This is a genomic window from Micromonospora sp. NPDC004704 (assembly GCF_053601675.1).
This window is the reverse complement of the sequence record NZ_JBSGCD010000016.1, coordinates 108,159-125,773: the sequence shown is the minus strand read 5'-3', so window position 1 is coordinate 125,773 and position 17,615 is coordinate 108,159. Positions and strand designations below refer to the sequence as shown.

At 71.8% G+C, this 17,615-nt stretch carries 12 protein-coding genes; 5 read left to right on the top strand and 7 right to left on the bottom strand.

Annotation, left to right across the window (positions count from 1 at the left end):
• Nucleotides 1–123: 123 nt before the first annotated feature.
• From ACWEFB_RS22350 to ACWEFB_RS22335, 4 genes are all read right to left on the bottom strand, one after another.
• A complete protein-coding gene (locus ACWEFB_RS22350; RefSeq protein WP_452288202.1) occupies nucleotides 124–669 on the bottom strand; it encodes a hypothetical protein in 546 nt (181 codons plus the stop codon).
• Between the two features lie 40 nt (nucleotides 670–709).
• On the bottom strand, nucleotides 710–2,080 hold the full coding sequence (locus tag ACWEFB_RS22345; protein WP_452288200.1) for a hypothetical protein: 1,371 nt from the start codon (nucleotides 2,078–2,080) through the stop codon (nucleotides 710–712).
• Nucleotides 2,081–2,208: 128 nt separating this feature from the next.
• Entirely contained in the window at nucleotides 2,209–2,760 is a 552-nt protein-coding gene (locus ACWEFB_RS22340; RefSeq protein WP_452288198.1) for a type VII secretion system-associated protein, read from the bottom strand.
• A gap of 55 nt (nucleotides 2,761–2,815) precedes the next feature.
• Nucleotides 2,816–7,531, bottom strand: a complete 4,716-nt coding sequence (locus tag ACWEFB_RS22335; RefSeq protein WP_452288196.1) for a DUF6531 domain-containing protein — start codon at nucleotides 7,529–7,531, stop codon at nucleotides 2,816–2,818.
• Between the two features lie 221 nt (nucleotides 7,532–7,752).
• Between ACWEFB_RS22335 and ACWEFB_RS22330 the strand changes: the two genes are divergently transcribed.
• Together ACWEFB_RS22330 and ACWEFB_RS22325 are read left to right on the top strand one after the other, a co-directional pair.
• Nucleotides 7,753–8,073, top strand: coding sequence for a hypothetical protein (locus tag ACWEFB_RS22330; protein WP_452288194.1), 321 nt, complete (start codon nucleotides 7,753–7,755; stop codon nucleotides 8,071–8,073).
• 4 nt (nucleotides 8,074–8,077) lie between these two features.
• Entirely contained in the window at nucleotides 8,078–8,692 is a 615-nt protein-coding gene (locus tag ACWEFB_RS22325) for a hypothetical protein (RefSeq protein WP_452288192.1), read from the top strand.
• A 59-nt stretch (nucleotides 8,693–8,751) separates the two neighbouring features.
• Here the strand turns inward: ACWEFB_RS22325 and ACWEFB_RS22320 are convergent, their stop codons facing one another.
• Both ACWEFB_RS22320 and ACWEFB_RS22315 read right to left on the bottom strand, forming a co-directional pair.
• On the bottom strand, nucleotides 8,752–13,161 hold the full coding sequence (locus tag ACWEFB_RS22320; protein ID WP_452288190.1) for an FtsK/SpoIIIE domain-containing protein: 4,410 nt from the start codon (nucleotides 13,159–13,161) through the stop codon (nucleotides 8,752–8,754).
• Between the two features lie 99 nt (nucleotides 13,162–13,260).
• Entirely contained in the window at nucleotides 13,261–13,554 is a 294-nt protein-coding gene (locus ACWEFB_RS22315; RefSeq protein ID WP_170208458.1) for a WXG100 family type VII secretion target, read from the bottom strand.
• Nucleotides 13,555–13,809: 255 nt separating this feature from the next.
• Between ACWEFB_RS22315 and ACWEFB_RS22310 the strand changes: the two genes are divergently transcribed.
• Nucleotides 13,810–14,508, top strand: coding sequence for a hypothetical protein (locus tag ACWEFB_RS22310; RefSeq protein WP_452288187.1), 699 nt, complete (start codon nucleotides 13,810–13,812; stop codon nucleotides 14,506–14,508).
• 27 nt (nucleotides 14,509–14,535) lie between these two features.
• Entirely contained in the window at nucleotides 14,536–15,057 is a 522-nt protein-coding gene (locus tag ACWEFB_RS22305) for a DUF4333 domain-containing protein (protein WP_452288185.1), read from the top strand.
• 88 nt (nucleotides 15,058–15,145) lie between these two features.
• Here the strand turns inward: ACWEFB_RS22305 and ACWEFB_RS22300 are convergent, their stop codons facing one another.
• Complete coding sequence (locus ACWEFB_RS22300; protein WP_452288183.1) at nucleotides 15,146–16,174, bottom strand: DUF1996 domain-containing protein; 1,029 nt, start codon at nucleotides 16,172–16,174, stop codon at nucleotides 15,146–15,148.
• Between the two features lie 271 nt (nucleotides 16,175–16,445).
• Between ACWEFB_RS22300 and ACWEFB_RS22295 the strand changes: the two genes are divergently transcribed.
• Entirely contained in the window at nucleotides 16,446–17,525 is a 1,080-nt protein-coding gene (locus ACWEFB_RS22295; protein ID WP_452288181.1) for an alpha/beta hydrolase, read from the top strand.
• Nucleotides 17,526–17,615: the final 90 nt, after the last annotated feature.

Genomic DNA, 17,615 nt, shown 5'->3' with positions numbered 1-17,615 from the left:
CCCCACCCTCCGAGGCCCCCACCTGGCCCGTTTCTGCCAATGCCGGACCAAACAATGAAGCAGCGGTCTCCGCGAAGTTCGTACGCGGACGACTTGTGTGCCGGTGATCACGCCGTGCCCTCCTCAACTCCCGATCGGTGCTCCCTGCGGAGCCGCCTTGCCGCCGTCGGGTGACACCACGAACCAGACGCCCTGGGCGCCCTGGCCGAGGATCTGTCCGGGAACCTTGTCGTCGGCGAAGCGGTAGACCGGAAAGCCGCCGACGGTGACCTGCTGGGTGCCGTCCTGACGGTTCACCGCACCGAGCACCGCCGAGTCGAGGTTCTGGAAGGTGATCTTCTCGCTGACCAGCACCGGAGGCCACCGGGTCGAGCACTCGTCGACGCAGGTGGACTCCGACGGTGAGCTGTTGTCCTGGTCGAACCGGTAGAGGGTGAAGCCCTGGCCGTCGAGCACCACCGGACCCAGTTCCGGGTTCTGTCCGAGCTGCACCGACCTGGGCCAGTAGCCGCCCTCCGGGCTGCGCCGACCGAGATCGTTCTGCGGGGTGCCGGTCTCCGGCTGCGGTGCCCCGACCGGGCTGGTCACCGTGGTCGTGCACCCGGTGGCGAGCAGCGCCACGACCAGCGCCAGCGGGCCGAGCAGTGTGCGTGGGCCGAGAGGCTTCATCACCAACACCTTCCTTACCGGTTAACGAGGAGGACCGGGATCAGCCCCGGCTGCCGTACGTGAGCGCGCCGCGGCTGCGCGGTGTCCGGGGCGGGTCGAGCCGCAGGCCGAGTACGCCGACGTCGAGCGAACCGTCGGCGCCGGCCTCGAACCGCCAGGCGGCGTTCGGTACGTCCCCGACGACCAGCACGGCGGCGGTGTCGTCCGACAGCGTGGCCATCGCACCGAGCCGCTCCACCGCGACCGAGCCGATCGGCGCGGTGACCACCACCAACTGCCCGTGCAGCGCAGGTGGCGGCACCGGTCCGGAGCCGTCCGGCCGAGATCCGACCCGACCCGCCGCGAGCAGGTCGGTGATCCCGTCCGGGTCCGGTGCGATCCGCAGACGTCCCGCCGGCAGCCGGGTGCCGGGCTCCGGGCCGAGGACGGTGATGAGCACCGACGCGGCGGCGGGATCGGAACCGATCTCGTCCAGAAAGGCGCCGAGTACGGCCATCGAGATCGCCGGGTCGCCGGTGAGCGCGACCACGCCCGGTGCGCGTCCCAGGTTCACCACGGTCAGCTCGCCACCGATCGTGCCGACGGTGGCGAGCAGCGGTAGCCCGGTCGGGCCGCCGGGCGCGGAGCCGTCGTCGAGTTGCCAGTTGGGTGCCTCCCACACCGAGCCCTGCTCGCGTGGCTGCCACGGTGACGGCGCCTCGGGTACCGCCGGGGCCAGCCGCAGCGACACCCGGTCCGGACCGACCACGGCCGCGTACACCCGGGGTTGGGGCGGGCGGGTGGCGAGCTGGCGCAGGGCTCGGTCCAGCACGGCACGGTAACCGGTCGCGACCGGCGCAGGCGCTGCCGGCCGGTTACCCCGGCGGCGCAGCGCCGGCACCGCGGCGACCAGGGCACCGGCGAGCGCCAACACGCCCAGGGCGGTCAGGATCGCCGACGTGGGGGAGAGGCCGAGGATCCGGAGCTGGTCGGTGTCGCCGGGACCGGTCGCCAGCGGTGCCGGAGGCAAAGTGTCCGGCAGGTCGGCGGCCGGCTGGCCCGTACCCGGAGGTGGGCCGATCCGGATCTCACCGGAACTCGCGTTCTCCGGCAGGACCAGGACCCAGCCCGCGCGCAACTCGGCCGGGTCGGTCAGGGTCAGCCCGTCGGGCTGGGAGCGGCCCTGGTTCAGCTCGAGGATCTCCGGCCAACGCCGGCTGTCGCCGAGCAGCCGGTCCGCGACGCCGGGCAGGGTCAGGTCGCTGACCGTACCCGACTCGCCGGGCACCACCCAGTAGGGCACCACCGGTTCGGCGGCCCGCGCGGGGGTCAACGGGAACAGCAGGATCAGCACGATGGCGATCAGGCAGGCCAACCAGCCCGGCAGGGTGGTGGAACCGCTGCTACCGGCGATCGGGACCAGCCTGGGCATGACTACCTCACTCACAGAGTTGTCGCTGCTCCGGCGGGCCGGTGGACCGCCGGGATGAAACGAACACGTACGCCCGGCCGGAGCGGTTCACCGCCACGGCTGCCAACCCCGGCGGGTACGGCCGGATCTCAGTCCAGGTCCCGGCCCGGTAGCCGCAGTTCCAGTTCACTGTCGGGGTTGAGCAGCAGGTAGCGCCCGCCCAGCGCCTCGGCCAGGTCCCGAACCGGCAGGCGTTCCCAGTGCCGCCAGGTGACCGGTTCCGGCAGGTAGCGCTCCGAGGTGAAGGCGTGCACCACCCGCTGGTCCAGCCCCGCGTCCAGCCCGGCCACCCCGTCCGTCCCGGACAGGTGCGGTACGAACACGGTCGCCTCCAGCAGGGCCGCTCGGACCTCGTTGTCGTCGGCGTGACCGGTGACCGCCCGCTGCAACGCGCCCTCCAACTCGTTCGCCGGTGGCGGAAAACCCAGGGCGGCCGGGGTGGGCCGGTAGTTCGGGTTGGGCCGCAACTCGTCCACCACCTCGCCCCGCTCGTCCACCCGGTACGCGCCGACCACCGCCCAGCCGGGGACCTCCGGTGCGTCCTCGAATCCGGGATCGACGACGTAGATCCAGCTCTCCGGGTTCTGCCTCGCTCGTTCCCGCAACTGCGGGGTGACCGTCGGGTCCTGCACCTCGGTCATCGTTGCCTCCATGTGGTGTCCGTCCGTGTGGGTGGGTGGTTGATCGCGAGCCCGGCTACCCCCGCCTCTGCGGGGCTCCCGGGCCCTCGACGCCGCTCATCTTCAGCCCGTACTTGGAACTGCTCGGTGTATCGATCTTGATCTGTTTGATCTTCTCGCCCGGGTTGGCCGGGTCGGGGACCTCGAAGGCGTCCACGTTGTAGTAGCCGTCCACCTTGGTCGCCTGGACGATCCGGTCCGGTGAGATGTGGTCCAGGGCGGCGTACTCGTCCTGGTAGTTCAGGTGGCTCATGCCCGGGATCCGCTGCGACGGCAGGTGGATGTACGGATCCTTCGACGGGTCGATCGCGTAGATCCACCCCTCCCGCCGGGAGAAGGCCTTGCCGCCCGCGTCGACCTTCGTGCCGTCGGAGCGGACGAACTGCATCGCCACCTGGAGGTCCCCGGTGGTGGAGACGAAGCCGCTGCCCTTGCCGTTGTGCATGTGCTGCTTGATGTTGTAGTGCGGCACCGTCCCGGCCTGCTCCGCCCGCGACTTCAGACCCTGCGCGAACACGACCTCCGGCGGCTCGCTGGAGCCGTGGTAGACATAGCCCGGCCTCGGCTGGCCCATGCCCTGCACCGAGTCCGTGATCGCCGGGTGGTTCGCCGGGCCCTGCACGGGTGCGTCGACCGGTTCCGGCGAGCCCGGCCGGGAGCCCGAACTGCCGACCCCGTCCAGGTGCGCCGCGTCGCTGCCGCCGCCCGGTGTGACCGGGGCGTTGCTCGCCGCCCCGGCCGTGCACGACGGTTTCGGGGCCAGACCCAACGGATCGGCCGCGCTGTACGGGTTCGCCACGTAACCGGCCGGATCGGGGGCGGGGGCCAGGCCGAGCGGGTCCTGGCTCACGTACCGGGCGGTGGCGGGGTCGTAGTAGCGGTAGACGTTGTAGTGCAGGCCCGTCTCGTGGTCGAGATACTGGCCCGGGAAGCGCAACGGCATCACCGGGTCCGGGTCGGCGTCACCACCGGCCGGGCCGCCCCAGAGTGTCCCGTCGCCCTGCCAGGCCAGCTCGCCGTCCGTGCCGACCAGGTCGGTGGGGGTACCGACCAGGTCGGTGACGATCGCGTAGAACCGCGCGTCGACCCGGTCCTGGCCGGTGCGTACGGACTGGCCCACCGGGTGCTGCCCGTCCGGGTGGTGGTCCCAGGTGGTGACCCGGACCCGTCCCCGCGGGTCGGTGTGGACCTGCTCCACCAGCAGCGCCCCGTCCCAGACGAAGTCGACCTGCTCCACCAGCAGGCGCGGGTCGATCGGAAATCGCAGACTCGCCGGGTCCTGCGCCTCGGCCGCCGAGTAGCGCCGCTTCCCGATCCGCCGCCCGAGCGGGTCGTAGAGGTAACGCCAGCGGTCACCGGTCGGGGTCAGCACCCCGACCAGTCGATCCTGGCCCTCCCACAGGAAATGCCAGCTCTGCTCGCCGGCCACCGGGTCGACCACGGTACGGGTGATCATCCGTCCCTGCCGGTCGTAGCGGTACCGGACCGTCCCCGCCTCGGCGACGAGACTGCCGTGGTAACGAAGCTCGCCCGAGTGGTGCGCCCCGGCCAGGGAGACGGAGGTGAGCTGACCGGCGGCGTCGTACCGGTAGTCCTCGTCGCGGTCCGGCCCGTGAACACCGCGTACCCGACCCACCGGGTCGAGCGCGAACTCGGTCCGCCCGGTGCGGTTGTCGTCGATCCCGGTGAGCTGGCCGTCGGCCCGGTAGACGAAGCGCCGCTGCCGTCGGCCGGGCACCACCTGCGCGGCCAGTCGCCGGTCGTCGCCGTACGACTGCTCCAGGACCACCCGGCCGTCGACCGTACGCCGCAGTTCCCGGCCCGACCCGTCCTGCCGGAAGCCGACCCGGTGCCCCGCCGTGACCAGCGAGGCCACGTTGCCGAACGGGTCGTACGACCAGACGCTGTCCGCCCCGGACGGGGTGAGGCGGTGCCGGCTGCGGTCGGCGTCGTCGTAACGGAAGGAGAGGGTACGGCCGTTGGTCGTCGACGCGGTCACCCGACCCAGGTCGTCGCGCTGGATCACCATGATCGCGTCCTCGTTCACCGCCCGGACCAGGCGACCGACCGGATCGTAGGTGTAGGCGGTGGTCCCCGACAGGCAACGCCGCTCGACCACGTTCCCGAGCGGGTCGTGCTCGTACTCGGTGACCTCACCGAGGCCGTTGGTCGACCGGACGAGCTGACCGGCGGCGTCGTACCCGAACCGCAGGACCCGGCCGTTGAAGTCGGTCTCCTCGATCGTCCGCCCGCACCGGTCGTAGGTGTAGGACCAGGTCAGGCCGAGCGGGTTGGTGACCCGGGTCAGTCGGAGTTCGGTGTCGTACTCGTACCCGGTACGGGCACCGGTCGCGTCCACCGTCGCCAGGACCAGGCCGAACGGTCCGTACTCGGTGCGCGTGACGTGGCCGTCGCCGTCGAGACGTTCGACCGGGTTGCCCTCGTTGTCGTAGCGAACCTGTTCGGTGCCGCCGTGGCGACCCGGACGGGAGACCTGCCGGCCCGCGACGGCGGCGTCCGGCCGTACCCGGTCCTCGGAACGGAGGCTGTCGTAGTCGAACACCCCGGCGACCCCGAGCTGTTCGGTCGCCGGATCCGGTGCCTCGTCGTAGCGCCGGGTGAAGGCCCGCGCACCCGCCCGTACGTCGATCGTCATCGCGCCGCCGTCGACCGCGGTACGCACCGTGCTGCCGTCGGGGCGGACCACGGCGGTGAGACGGCCGGCGGTGTCGTAGTCGTACCGGGTGGTCCGCCCCAGCGGGTCGGTACGGCTGAGCAGCTGGTTGTAGCGGCCCCAGACGAATCGGGTGGTGTTACCGAGCGGATCGGTACGGCTCGACAGGTGACCCGCCCCGTCGAGCTGGTACGTGGTGCTGGCCCCGAGCGAGTCGGTGTAGACCGTCACCCGCCGTACGGGGTCGTAGGCGAGGCTGGCGCTGAGGTAACCCGAGTCGCCCTCGGTGCGTACGCACCGCCCCTCCTCGTCGTACGTGTAGTGGTAACCGACACCGTTGCGGTCCCGCCAGTCGGTGACCCGGCCGTTGTCGTCGTAGCCGAACCGCATCGGCTGGCCGGACGCGTTGACCACCTCGATCAGCCGCTGCCGCTCGTCGTAGCCGTAGCCGCCGACCAGGGCGGCGGGTCGACCGTCGGCGTCGACCAGGTGCATCGCGGTGATCCGGCCCGCCTCGGTGGTCAGCGCGATCCGCTGCCCGGACGGATGCGTGATCGTGGTCGGCGTGCCGTCGTCGTCCCGTACGACCTCCAGCCGGGTGCCGTCACCGGCCGTGACCGCCGAGATCAGCCCGACCGGCCCGGAGAGCGCGAAGTGGGTGGTCCGGTCCAGGACCGGGTCGGTGAGCCGGGCGGTGCCGTCGTCGCCGACGGTCAACGGCCACCGCGGCCCCTCCACCGGCAGGACCGGCTCGCCGGCCGGGGCCGGCGGGTAGACCAGGATCATCCCGTCCGGGGCGAAGTAGCAGACACCCTCTCCGTCGAACTCGAGCCGCTGGTCGAGGGTGGACGCCCAGGACGGCCCGAACCAGCCACCGGCCCGGTACGACGAGACATGGGTCCGCCCGACCGCCAGTGCCAGCGGGGCGGGCAACTCCAGGTCGGTCTGGGCGAGCACCATCTCGCCGGTGGCGACGTCGACGGGGTCGGTGACGCACTCGCGGATGTCGACCGAGACCGAGGTGTCCTTCGGCACCGGCGGCCGGTTCGCGCCCACCCCGGCCCCGGCCTTACCGGGCAGTGCGCCGCCGATCTGCCGGCCGCCGCCGTCCAAACCCCTGGTCCCGGCCTTGATCCCGTCGGAGACCGTGCCGGGCAGCAGCTTGCCGCCCTTGGCGGCGAACTTCATCACCCGCCCGACCAGCCGGCCACCGGGCACCAGGCCGAGCGCGATCCCGCCCGCCGCCATCGCGATCTCACCCGCGTTACCGCCGGCCAGCGCGCTGGCGAAGTCGATCGCGCCGGAGAGGAAGCCGATCGCCGAACCGAGCGGGGGGAAGATGAACGACGCGATCGCGGAGAGGACGTCCAGGACGGTCGTGATCCACTCGATCACGGTGCTGCGCAGGAAGTCCACGAACGCCTGGAACGCCTCCGCGATCTTCTCCCACAGCGACCGCTGCGGCGCGTCCTTGGCCAACTGCCGGATCACCTGCGCCGCCGTACGGGCCGCCTGGTCGCGCAGCGCGGTGGCCTGCCCCAGCAGCGCCTTTGCCTGGTCCAACGCCTGGTCGGCCTGGGCCTGGCGGTTACGCGCGGCGTTCACGTCGTCGGTGGCGGTGTCCTTCGCGGCGGCCTCGGCGTCCGGGTTCGCACCCAGCGCGATCATCACCGCCTGCGCCGCCGCGAGCGCGACCTCGGACGAGCCCTGGTCCTGGCTCGCCTGCCGGGCCTCCTCCAGCGCCCGCAGCGACATCGCCTGCGCCTCCTGCAACGACGGCAGATACCGCAGGTACGCGTCGGCCGCCTGACCGTACGAGTGCGCCATGGTGTCCAGGCGGCCCGGCAGCTTGCCGATCAGGTCCCGGAACGCCTCCATCGCCTTGCCCTGGCCGATGTCGACCTGGCCGCCGGAGGCCAACAGGTCGTGCGCCTCCTGGGTGGTCCTGGCCAGTTCCTGGTAGGCGCGGGTGATCTCCTCGAAGGACTCGGGATCACCGGGCACCGGATCGGAGTCGAGTTGCAGCACCGACCACTCGGCCGTCCCTGGACGCGTCATGACCGAACTCCCCCATCACGCCGTTACTGGTTTCCGTCGTCCGGGCGGTCCGCCGGGACGCTGGTCCCGGGGCTCATCCACCGGGACGCGACTCGAACACGTAGCGCAGCCCGGACCGGTTCAGTCCGGAAAATCTCGCTTCCGCCGCAGGCCCTGCTGAACCGGTACGCCCGGCGGTCCGTGTATCGCGCAGAGTTGCTGCGACACCCGGAGGAATCCGCATGAGCGTGATCGACGTTCCCGGTGCCGAACTGGAGCGGGTGCATGACCTGCTCCAGCGCACCAAAGACCTGATGGACAGCTCACCGATCAGAGCCATGGGCCAACTGGTCGACACGCTCGGCCAGCACGACCTCGAGTCGGCCGCGCACGAGTTCGAGAAGCGGTGGGGTGACGGCCGGCACGTGCTGGCCAAGGACCTGGAGGGGGTACGCGACGCCGCCAAGGCGGTCGCGGACGCCTTCCGGGAGACCGACGAACAGACAGCCGCCGCGCTCACCGAGCCGCCGGCCGACGGCGCAGCGCCGCAGGCGAAGGAGTAGTGCAGTGACCGACCCGACATCCACGGCCGCCCCGGCCCCGACCGGTTTCCGGCTGCGTACGCCAGACGACTGGGTCGACTTCTCCCTCGCCGACGAGGCCAGCGAGAACCGGATCGCGCTCGACGTGTGGACCCGGGCCCGGGAGGCCGGGCTCACCGAGAGCCAGGCCGGCGAGTTCACCGAGTCCGTACGCCGGTCGGTGCGGCAGGCCCGGCGCTCCGGTGCCGTACATGCCGCCGGCACGTTCCAGGTCTACGAGGACGGCCCGCTCACCGCGACCGTACTGGTGTCGGTGGTCACCCCACCGGCGACCGGTGACGTGCTGGGTGCCCTGACCGCCGTGCAGCATCCGACGCAGGCGGACGGCACCTGGCGGCGGGTGAGCACGGCACAGATCGACGGCATCGGTACGGTCGGGCGGGTGCACGGCATCCAGCACGTCACCCTGGACGAGGCGACCGTACGGTCCGCCGTCATGCACACCGTCGTACCGCTGCCGGGCTCCACGGACGTGCTCGTGGTGACCGGCACCAGCCCGAACGTCGCCGAGGCCGACGAGCTGTTCGAACTCTTCGACACGATCACCGGCACCCTGCGCCTCACCGCCCAGTGGTCGTAGCAGCACGGGTACGGATCAGGGGGACACCGTTGCGGTGTCCCCCTGATCGTTCGTGTGGTTCAGGAGCGGGCGGCGGACTCGCGTACCGAGGTCCGGACCGCGTCGAGGTCGGCGCGGGGGACCTGCACCGTACGGACCACACCGTCACCGAAGTGCGCCAGCGCCCGGCCCGGCCGCCCACCGCCGAGCTGACCACGGGACAGCTTGGCGCCCAGCAACTCGCCGTCACCGAGCCCCTGCGGACTGAGCAGGGCGCCCTGCCGGTTGCGGCGGGCGTCGACGTGCCAGCCGCCGAAGCCACCGGAGAGCCCGTCGATGGTGCCCGCCATGATCAGCGCCCGGCCGGTCTCCGTACCCGTCCGGGCGATCTCGCCCAGGTCGCTGCCGGCGTCGCACTTGAGCAGCAGTTCGGCGTCGTCCAGTACGACCACCGCCGGACCCTCGTGCCCGCCGAGCGCGGCCGCCAGCCGGGCCGAGGTGAACTCGTCCCCGGCGACCAGGTCCAGTACACCCGGCAACCCGGCCAGGTCCCGCAGCGGTGACCGGCGTGGCGCCGCGACGACCACCGGCGTACCCCGCTCCAGCAGTGACGAGACCATCGTCATCAGCACCGTGCTCCGCCCCGAGCGGGGCGGTCCGGCCACCACGAAGCTGGAGATGGTGGCCAGGTCCGGCCCCACCCCGGCGAGGCGGTCACCGCCGACACCGAGCATCGCCCAGAGCGGCCCGGCCGGGCGGACCAGGGTCCGCGCCCGGTCGAGGGTGACCTCGTCGGGCAGCACGTCGATCCGGAACGGACGAGCCGACTCGGGCAGGTCCCGGTCGCGCGACCCGGCCGTCTCGCCGATCTCGGCCAGCATCCGGGCCTGGCCCTGCCCCGAACCGTCGACCGCCACCGGTTCCCCGCCGGGGCGCCGGACCGGGGCCAGGAGGGCGATCTGCGCCTCCGCACCGTCGACCGCCCGCAACGCCCGCCCGGCCCCGATCTCGTCGGGGAGCTGGCGGTAGTTGATGCCGACCATGCCGTAGTCGCTGCGCTCGCTAAGCCGGAGCACCAGCTTGTCCTCCGTGGTCGCCGAGACCCGGGTGGAGAACATGCTCCGGTCACCGGCCAGGACCAGGTGGATACCCACGCCCGCCCCCTCGCGCAGCAGCGTGAGCAGCGCCGCCATCAGGGTGCCGTTGTCGAAGTCGGCGAACGTCTTGTCGAAGACCTCCCACCGGTCCAGCAGCACCAGGATGTGCGGCGGACGCTCCGACCCGCTCGTCCCGGACCGGAACTCCACCAGGCTCGCCGAACCGGTCGAGGCGAGCAACTGCTGGCGGCGACCCATCTCGGCGGTCAGCCGGGAGAGCAGGCGGCCGAGCCGCTCGGCCTCCGTACGCTGCACCACCGCACCGCAGTGCGGCAACTCGTTCAGGGCGAGCAGCGCCCCGTTGCCGCAGTCGATCCCGTACAGGTGGACGTCGGCGGACGAGTGGGCGCGGGCGAGTGCGCCGGCGAGCGTACGCAGGGTCTGTGACCGTCCACTGCGCGACGAGCCGATGACGTGCAGGTGCCCCAGGGTGGCCAGGTCCACCTCCAGCGGCACCTGGTCCTGCTGGGCGGGCAGGTCGACCAGCCCGTACGCCACCGGCGGCAGGTGGTAACCGTTGGCGCGCGGCGCCGGCAGGTCGTCCACGGTCAGCGTCGTGGGCAGCGCCGGCAGCCAGGGGCTGTGCTGGGGCGCGATGGCGAGCCGCTCGCTGGCTCCGCGTACCGCCTGGACCAGGACCGCGAGGTCGGTCAGTTCGGCCGACGGTGCCGTACCGCCGGGCCGGGTCGGCGCCGGCCGGCCCAGGTCGGTCCAGTCCAGTGGCACCAGCCACGGTGCCGGCCGCTCGGTGGCGACGCTGCCGGGGCGGAACCCGCCGACCCGGCCCGCCTGGAACGGCACCAGCGAGGACTGGGCCAGCCGGACGTACGCCCGACCCGGTGTTGACTTGGAGATCGAGGCCGCGTCCGGCGCGTTGAGTACGTCCTGGCTCTCGCTGCTGTCGGTGACCCGCAGGGCGATCCGCAGGTTGGTGTTCGCCCTGATCTCCGGCGAGACCACGCCACCCGGACGCTGGGTGGCCAGCACCAGGTGGATGCCGAGGGACCGGCCCCGCTGCGCGATGTTGACCAGCCCGGTGACGAAGTCCGGCAGGTCCCGGACCATCGAGGCGAACTCGTCGATGACGATCAGCAGTCGGGGCATCGGGATCCGGGTCGGCTCGCGGCGCAGCAGGTCCACGTAGTCGTCGATGTCCTTCGCGCCGGCCTCGGCGAGGATGTGCTCCCGGCGACGCAACTCGGCCGAAAGCGAGGTCAGGGCGCGGCTCACCAGGTGGGTGTCCAGGTCGGTCACCATGCCGACGGTGTGTGGCAGCAGGACGCAGTCCTTGAACGCGCTGCCGCCCTTGTAGTCGACCAGCACGAACGTCATCGCGTCCGGCCGGTTGGCGACCGCGAGCGAGGCGACCAGGGTCTGCAACAGCTCGGACTTGCCCGAACCGGTGGTGCCGGCGATGAGCGCGTGCGGGCCGTCGCGTTTCAGGTCGAGGGCGAACGGGCCGTCCAGCGACATGCCGAGCACCGCCTCGGTCGTACGCCCACCGGTGGCCCAGCGCGCCGCGACCGCGTCCGGCTCCGGCGGTTCCATCGCCAGTACGTCCAGCAGCCGGCTGGCGTCCGGCAGCGCACCACCGTCGTCGGTCCCGCCGGTGTCCCGCAGCGGCGCCAGCGCCCGAGCCATGCCGCGCAGCCACGGCCCCGCCACCAGGTCGGCATGCACACCGGGAACCGGGTCGGCCAGCGTACGGGTGACCAGCAGGGTGCCGTCGGGTTGCTGGGCGACGACCGCCTGGCACTCCTCGGGCAGCAGCTTCTCCTCCGCGTCGAGGCAGATCGCGAAGACCCCGACCGCCGGACCCTCGCGCAGGATCTGGGTCACGCCCGGCAGCGAGCGGAGCTTGCGAGCGCCGTCGAGCACGACCAGGACGTCCCGGAACGCGCCGTCCGACCTCGACTCGGCCGCGCGGGCGGAGATCAGCGCCACCAGTTCCGCCACCCGGCGGGCCAGGGTCTGGGTGTCGGCGCCGACGGTGACCAGGGTGTCCTGACCGTCGCGCGGAGACAGGTGCGGCAACCAGCGCGTCCACGCCCACCCGTCGTGGTCGCCGGCGCCGGAGAGCAGGTAGAGCTGCAGGTCCTCGGGGCTGTGTAGGGCCGCGGCCTGGGCCAGCATCCACCGGGCCGTGGTCCGGGCCAACTCACCGCCCGCGACACCGACAACCCCGTGCCGGCGTACGGCGACCGTCGCCGGTACGTCCAGCGCGCTCCACCGGACCTCGCGCCGGTGCTCGTCCTGGGCCGGATCGGTGAGCACCACCTCGGACGGCAGGTCGGCTGTACCGGCCCGCAACTCCAGGAAGTCCGGATCGGACCGCCGCCGTTCCCACAGCCGCCGCTGAGGACCGAGGCAGATCAGCAGCACGGCGGCCGGGTCGGGGGAGCCGTACCGGCGGGCCAGCCGTTCGGCGGCCAGCGCCTCCTGGGCCTCGGCGGCGACCCGGCTCTTCTTCGCCTCGTACTCGGCGACCCGGCCTCGGTAGGAGGCGCGGCCCTGGCGGCGGCTGCTGACCTGGTTGGCGATCAGCGCGATCGGGGACAGCAGGGCGAAGAGCAGGGTGGCCGGGTTGTGCGTGATGAAGTACGCCGCACCCGAGACCACCAGCGGCGCGAGGATCGCGATCAGCGCGAGCGGTCGCCGCTCCGGTGGGACCGGCGGGCCGGGCAGGGTGAACCGGGTGGTCTTCGCGGCGGGCAGCAGCCGGGGCGGCCGGTTGTAGTCGAACCCGGTCCGGTCCTCGGAGAGCTGCAGCGCCGCGTCGGCCCGTTCCGGCGTACGCAGCTCCAACAGGGACGAGCCGACGGCAAGTTGTGCGCCGGGGGTCCAGACCCGCTCGGTGTCGACCTCGGTCCGGTCGAGCAGGAGGCCACCGCCCACGGGAAGGAGGTGGCAGTGGCCGTCGGGGGTGATCCGTACCCGGGCCATCACGGCGGCCAGGGCGGGGTCGGAGAGGCGTACCCGGCAGGTGCTGGCCGCACCGATGGCGTGTTCGCCCATGTCGAGCGGGTAGACCCCGCCGGCATCGCTGCCGCCGACCACCCGTACCTCGACCAGACCCCGTGGTGGCGCGGTCGTCTCCTCGGCGGGCCGGCCCAGTCCCAGCACCGAACCCTGCCGCAGCGGCGCCTCGGACAGGGGCAGCCGGGGGTCCAGTGGCGCACCGGCGACGAAGATCGGGGGCGGGTCGGCGCCCGGCTCCGGCCGCCGGGCGGCCAACGCCTCGGCGAGTTCGTGGACGGTGGTCTCCGGTACGACGTCCACCTGGTAGTCGGTGGCCACCGAAAGCGGATCCACAACGGTGAGCAAGAGGCGCACGGCAAACTCCAGATCGGTTGTTCCGGTCGGTTGTTCCGGGGTGGGAAATGGTCAAGGCCGCGCGGTGACACAGCACCGCGCGGCCTTGTTCTCCCCGATTCAGCCGAGGCTGTTCCCGGTCTGGGTGTCGGTGTCCTCGAATGCCGTACCGACCTGCTGGAGGTACTGGCTGATGCCCTCCATGCCCTGCAGCGTCTGGTCCACACTCGACTTGTACTCGTCGAAGTACGGGCCGAACTTCGCCTGCGCGGCCGGGGTGTTGTAACCGCCCTGGATCAGGGTGTCGATCTTGCTCTTGGCCTGGTTCATCCCGTCGAGCAGCGTCTGCATGTTCTGCTGCAGCCAGCTCGCCGACTCCTGCATGTCCTCGGTCTGGATGTGGTAGGTGGCCATGACGATTCCCGCTCTCTGTCGATGTGAGAAGTGCTGGCGACCGGGGGCTCGGTAGGTCCCGAGTTGAGGTCCCGTCGCTGTTGCCACCACCCACACGCATCCCCGCCGGAATCGGTTCAGCGGAATTTTCCGCCGACCCGGATCCGGTGATTTCCGCGTACCGGTGAACCACTTCGCGACCCACTCCGTGTGGATGCCGAACCGGGTCGCCGATCGGGCGGACCCGGACCCGACGAGCCACGAGGTGGACCAGTCATGAAGCTGCACCGCAGGATCGCGTACGCCACGATCGCCCTCTCCGGCCTGGCGGCCCTGGCCGCGTGCGGCGACTCCGGCGCCGCCACGACCGCCGCCCCGGCCGGCGCGGTGTCGACGCCGACGCCGGCCGCCGAGCCGACCACCGAGGCGACGCCCGAGGTGATCGCGGACACGCCCACCGCCGCCCCGACCGCCAAACCGGTGGTGGCGAAGACCCAGCGGCGGGTGCAGATCTACAGCGGCCCGTCCGACGTGCCGCTCTCGCCGGCCCCGGACACCGGCAAGGGCAGCAACATCGTCCAGCTTAACAGCACCGCCTCGGCCCAGATCGGCGCCTACGTCGCCGACGGCCGAGGCAGGACGCTCTACCGCTTCGACAAGGACACGGCCAAGCCGTCGAAGTCCAACTGCAACGGTGACTGCGCCAAAACCTGGCCCCCGCTGCTGATCAAGTCGCCCGGCGCGATCTACCCCAGCGGGGTCGACCCGCAGCTCGTCGGCTACGTCGAGCGCGCCGACGGCACCTGCCAGGTCACCATCAACGGCTGGCCGGTGTACTACTTCGCCAAGGACGCCAAGCCCGACGACATCCTGGGCCAGAGCGTCGGCGGCACCTGGTTCGCGATCAGCCCGGCCGGTGGCAGGACGAAGGCCGCCCCGCAGGCCGTCTCGGCACCCACCACGGCCGGCTACTGAGCGGGCCCCGGAACTCGGGAGGCGATGATGACCAGCCCGTACGGACCCTTCGGCAGCAACGACCCGCAGCCCTGGGGTCGGCCGAGCGCGGGTACGGCCGTTCCTGCCCCGCAGTGGGGTTCGGTGCCACCGCCGCAGTGGGGACCGGCACCAGCACCGCAGTGGGGACCCGCCTCGGAGTCCCAGCCGACCCAGGCGCCGGGACAGCCCGATCGGCGGAGACTGCGACCGGGTGGGCCGGGCAGGCTCGCGCTCGTGATCGGTGGACCGGTGGTGGCGCTGGCCGCCCTGGTGGCCGTACTCGGGCTGACCTGGCCCGGTTTCCTGAACGAGAAGGTGTTCGACGACGGGGCGTTGCAGGTCGGGGTGACCGGTGTGCTCCGGGACAGCTACCAGCTCGACGTCACCGGCGTCGACTGCCCGCCCGAGCAGCCGGTACGGGTCGACGAGCGATTCCCGTGCTCGGTGGTGGTGGATGGTGAGCAGCGAACCGTCACCGTTGTTGTCACCTCCGGTGACGGCCGGTTCGAGGTCGGCCGCCCGCAGTGACCGGGCCACGGGTGGCGCCGATCACGACCCGCTGCCGTCGACTGCTCGACCCGTTCGACGGTCCGGTGGCCGCGTGGTCACCGGACCGTCACCGGCCCGACCCGGCGTGGTCGGTGCACATCTCGCCGTCGTTGAGGCAGCGCACCACCTGTGCCATCACCGGTTCGGGCATCAGGTTGACGAAGAAGGCGTGATCGGTGAGGGGGCTGTTGTGCTGTCCGTCGAACGCGTCGATCTGGTAGCGGGTGCCCGGGGGCAGGTCGTAGGTGGCGACCAGGCGCAGTCGCGGCACCGCGAACGTGGCCACCGGGCAGCCGCCGCCCACGGTCGGGAAGGTCAGGTGCTGCCGGTGGTCGGCGCTGTCCACCTGCCGCCCGTCCCAGCAACTGGGGAAGTCGAACACCCGCACCACCCGCTGGCCGGGGTCGCAGACCGGATACCGGGTGGTACGCCGGTCCGGGGTGTTCGAACAGGTCCAGGTCGCCTGCGCCCGTGCCCCACCGTTGGTGATCGCCACGGCGTCGCCCATGGTGGCCCGCAGCAGCGACGGCATCGGGATGACCGGGGTACGCGGATTGCCGTGGAAGGTGAGCGTCAGCGAGACCGGAAGCTGGATCTCACCGGCGTGCTCGGTGACCGGCGAACCGGTCTTGTCCGGCTGCCCGCCGGTGTGCTCCGCGTGTACGGCCGACAGCGTACGGAGCACCGGCCAGTAGTAGGTTGACTCGTCGCCATTGGCGCAGGTCGTCCCGCCGCCGGCGAGGCTGTCGACGGTGGAGCTGACATCGGTGGAGCGATTTCCGACGTAGTCGTGGACGTGGTGCACCGGACCGGGCATGCCCGGCACCACCACCACGTTCGCGGTGTTCCGATGCCCGATCTCGTTCCGGCCGCAGTCCCAGGTGTAGGTGCCGGTGGCGGCCCCCGGGACCGGAGCCGGATCGGCGCCGCCGCCACGGACCGTATCGATGTCGACGTAGTCGGGTCCGAGCAGCGCGGCGGCCGACGGTGCCGGCGACCCGGCGTCCGCCACCCGTACGCCGAAGACCACCCCGATCACGACCAGGGCCAGCGCCAGGGCGAGGGCGCCCCGGCGAGCTGCGACAGCTTTCGTCATGCCCCCTACCCTAGGTAGCCGCGAATACCGCCCCCATTCCGCCCGTACCCCAGCATCGCCCCTTCCGGGCTGCGGAAACAGGTCTCCCGGCGGACCGTCGGAGATCCGACTCTCGGTGAGATTGTGATGCTTTTCAACCGCCGACGGGCCGGGCGGACGGGTCGGCGGTGGTCCGGACATGATCCCGACCACAGCTACGCGCCAGTAGGTGAACTACCTAACTACCGTTTCCGGTACGGATCAGCTCGGCTCCGGTGACGGCAGGTGAATCTTGGACTCCACCTCGAACAGCGCCTGGGACTACTCGGCGGCGCACCTCGGCGGCGACGCCCTGCCCTGGGTCGTGATCGTGCTCGGGGTGCTGGTTCTGCTGCTGCTCGTCCCGGTGCTCGTCGTGTACGCGTGGCCGCTGCGCAACGGGCGGCTGCGGCATGCGCTGGTCGAGTCGCTGGACCACGACGCCGCCGTCGCCCGAGCCACGGAGATCGTCACTGCCGACCGGGACGACCCGGACGTGGCACCGGAGGCCGGGAGCATGCTGCTCACCCACGGCACGCGCACCGCGAAGGCGGTGCTGATGCTGCACGGCTACACCGTCTCACCGGCCCAGTACGCGAACCTGGCCCGGTTCTACTTCGACCACGGTTACAACGTCTACGTGCCCCGTGCCCCCGGACACGGCCTGGTCGACCGGCGGGCGGAGGGACACCTGCGCGCGATCGAGCTGGTCGGGTACGCGAACGAGTCGATCAACATCACGGCCGGACTGGGGGAGGAGGTCGGCGTCGTCGGCATCTCCGGCGGCGCGGTGCTCGGCACCTGGTTGGCCCAGTACCGCTCCGACGCGGTCCGCCGGCTGCTCGTACTCGCCCCGTTCTACCGGGTGAACCCGGCGAAGGCGCCCGGTTACCTGATCAAGCCGCTGACCGTACTGTTCGGGTTCCGCATCCTGCCGGACCGCCAGGTCACCGCGACCGGGTTCTGGATCTCCGCCCTGTCCCAGTACCTGCGGATCACGATCAACCTGAAGGCCCTGCCGGGCCGCAGTGACCTGCGCACCGTGGCCGTGGCGTTCTCCGAGAACGACGAGTCGATCGACCAGCGGGCGGCCGTCGAGCTGCCGCGCAGGCTGGCCGACGCGAACGACCTGCCGCTGCGCGTACACCGGTTGGCCCGGGAGCTGGGGCTGGGGCACGACATCGTCCGGCCGGAGCGGGTCAACGAACTGGCCGACGAGTTGGACCAGCTCTATCTCGACCTCTACGAGGGCCGTGCCGGCCTGGCCGACGTCCCGGAGCAGGGACGGGGTGCCGACGATCCCGAGCGGACACGGGTCACCCGTACCGGATAGACGACCTTGACAACGTCGGACGGCGGCGTGAGAGTCGTGGGTGATTCGAGGGATGCGGCGGCGCGCTCCCGAGTCCACTACCGGAGGAGT

Excerpts from the sequence above, each read along its gene's own strand:
- ACWEFB_RS22340 (WP_452288198.1), bottom strand. The coding sequence starts at position 2,760 with ATGACCGAGGTGCAGGACCCGACGGTCACCCCGCAGTTGCGGGAACGA.
- ACWEFB_RS22330 (WP_452288194.1), top strand. The coding sequence starts at position 7,753 with ATGAGCGTGATCGACGTTCCCGGTGCCGAACTGGAGCGGGTGCATGAC.
- ACWEFB_RS22315 (WP_170208458.1), bottom strand. The coding sequence starts at position 13,554 with ATGGCCACCTACCACATCCAGACCGAGGACATGCAGGAGTCGGCGAGC.
- ACWEFB_RS22350 (WP_452288202.1), bottom strand. The coding sequence starts at position 669 with ATGAAGCCTCTCGGCCCACGCACACTGCTCGGCCCGCTGGCGCTGGTC.
- ACWEFB_RS22335 (WP_452288196.1), bottom strand. The coding sequence starts at position 7,531 with ATGACGCGTCCAGGGACGGCCGAGTGGTCGGTGCTGCAACTCGACTCC.
- ACWEFB_RS22310 (WP_452288187.1), top strand. The coding sequence starts at position 13,810 with ATGAAGCTGCACCGCAGGATCGCGTACGCCACGATCGCCCTCTCCGGC.
- ACWEFB_RS22345 (WP_452288200.1), bottom strand. The coding sequence starts at position 2,080 with ATGCCCAGGCTGGTCCCGATCGCCGGTAGCAGCGGTTCCACCACCCTG.
- ACWEFB_RS22300 (WP_452288183.1), bottom strand. The coding sequence starts at position 16,174 with ATGACGAAAGCTGTCGCAGCTCGCCGGGGCGCCCTCGCCCTGGCGCTG.
- ACWEFB_RS22305 (WP_452288185.1), top strand. The coding sequence starts at position 14,536 with ATGACCAGCCCGTACGGACCCTTCGGCAGCAACGACCCGCAGCCCTGG.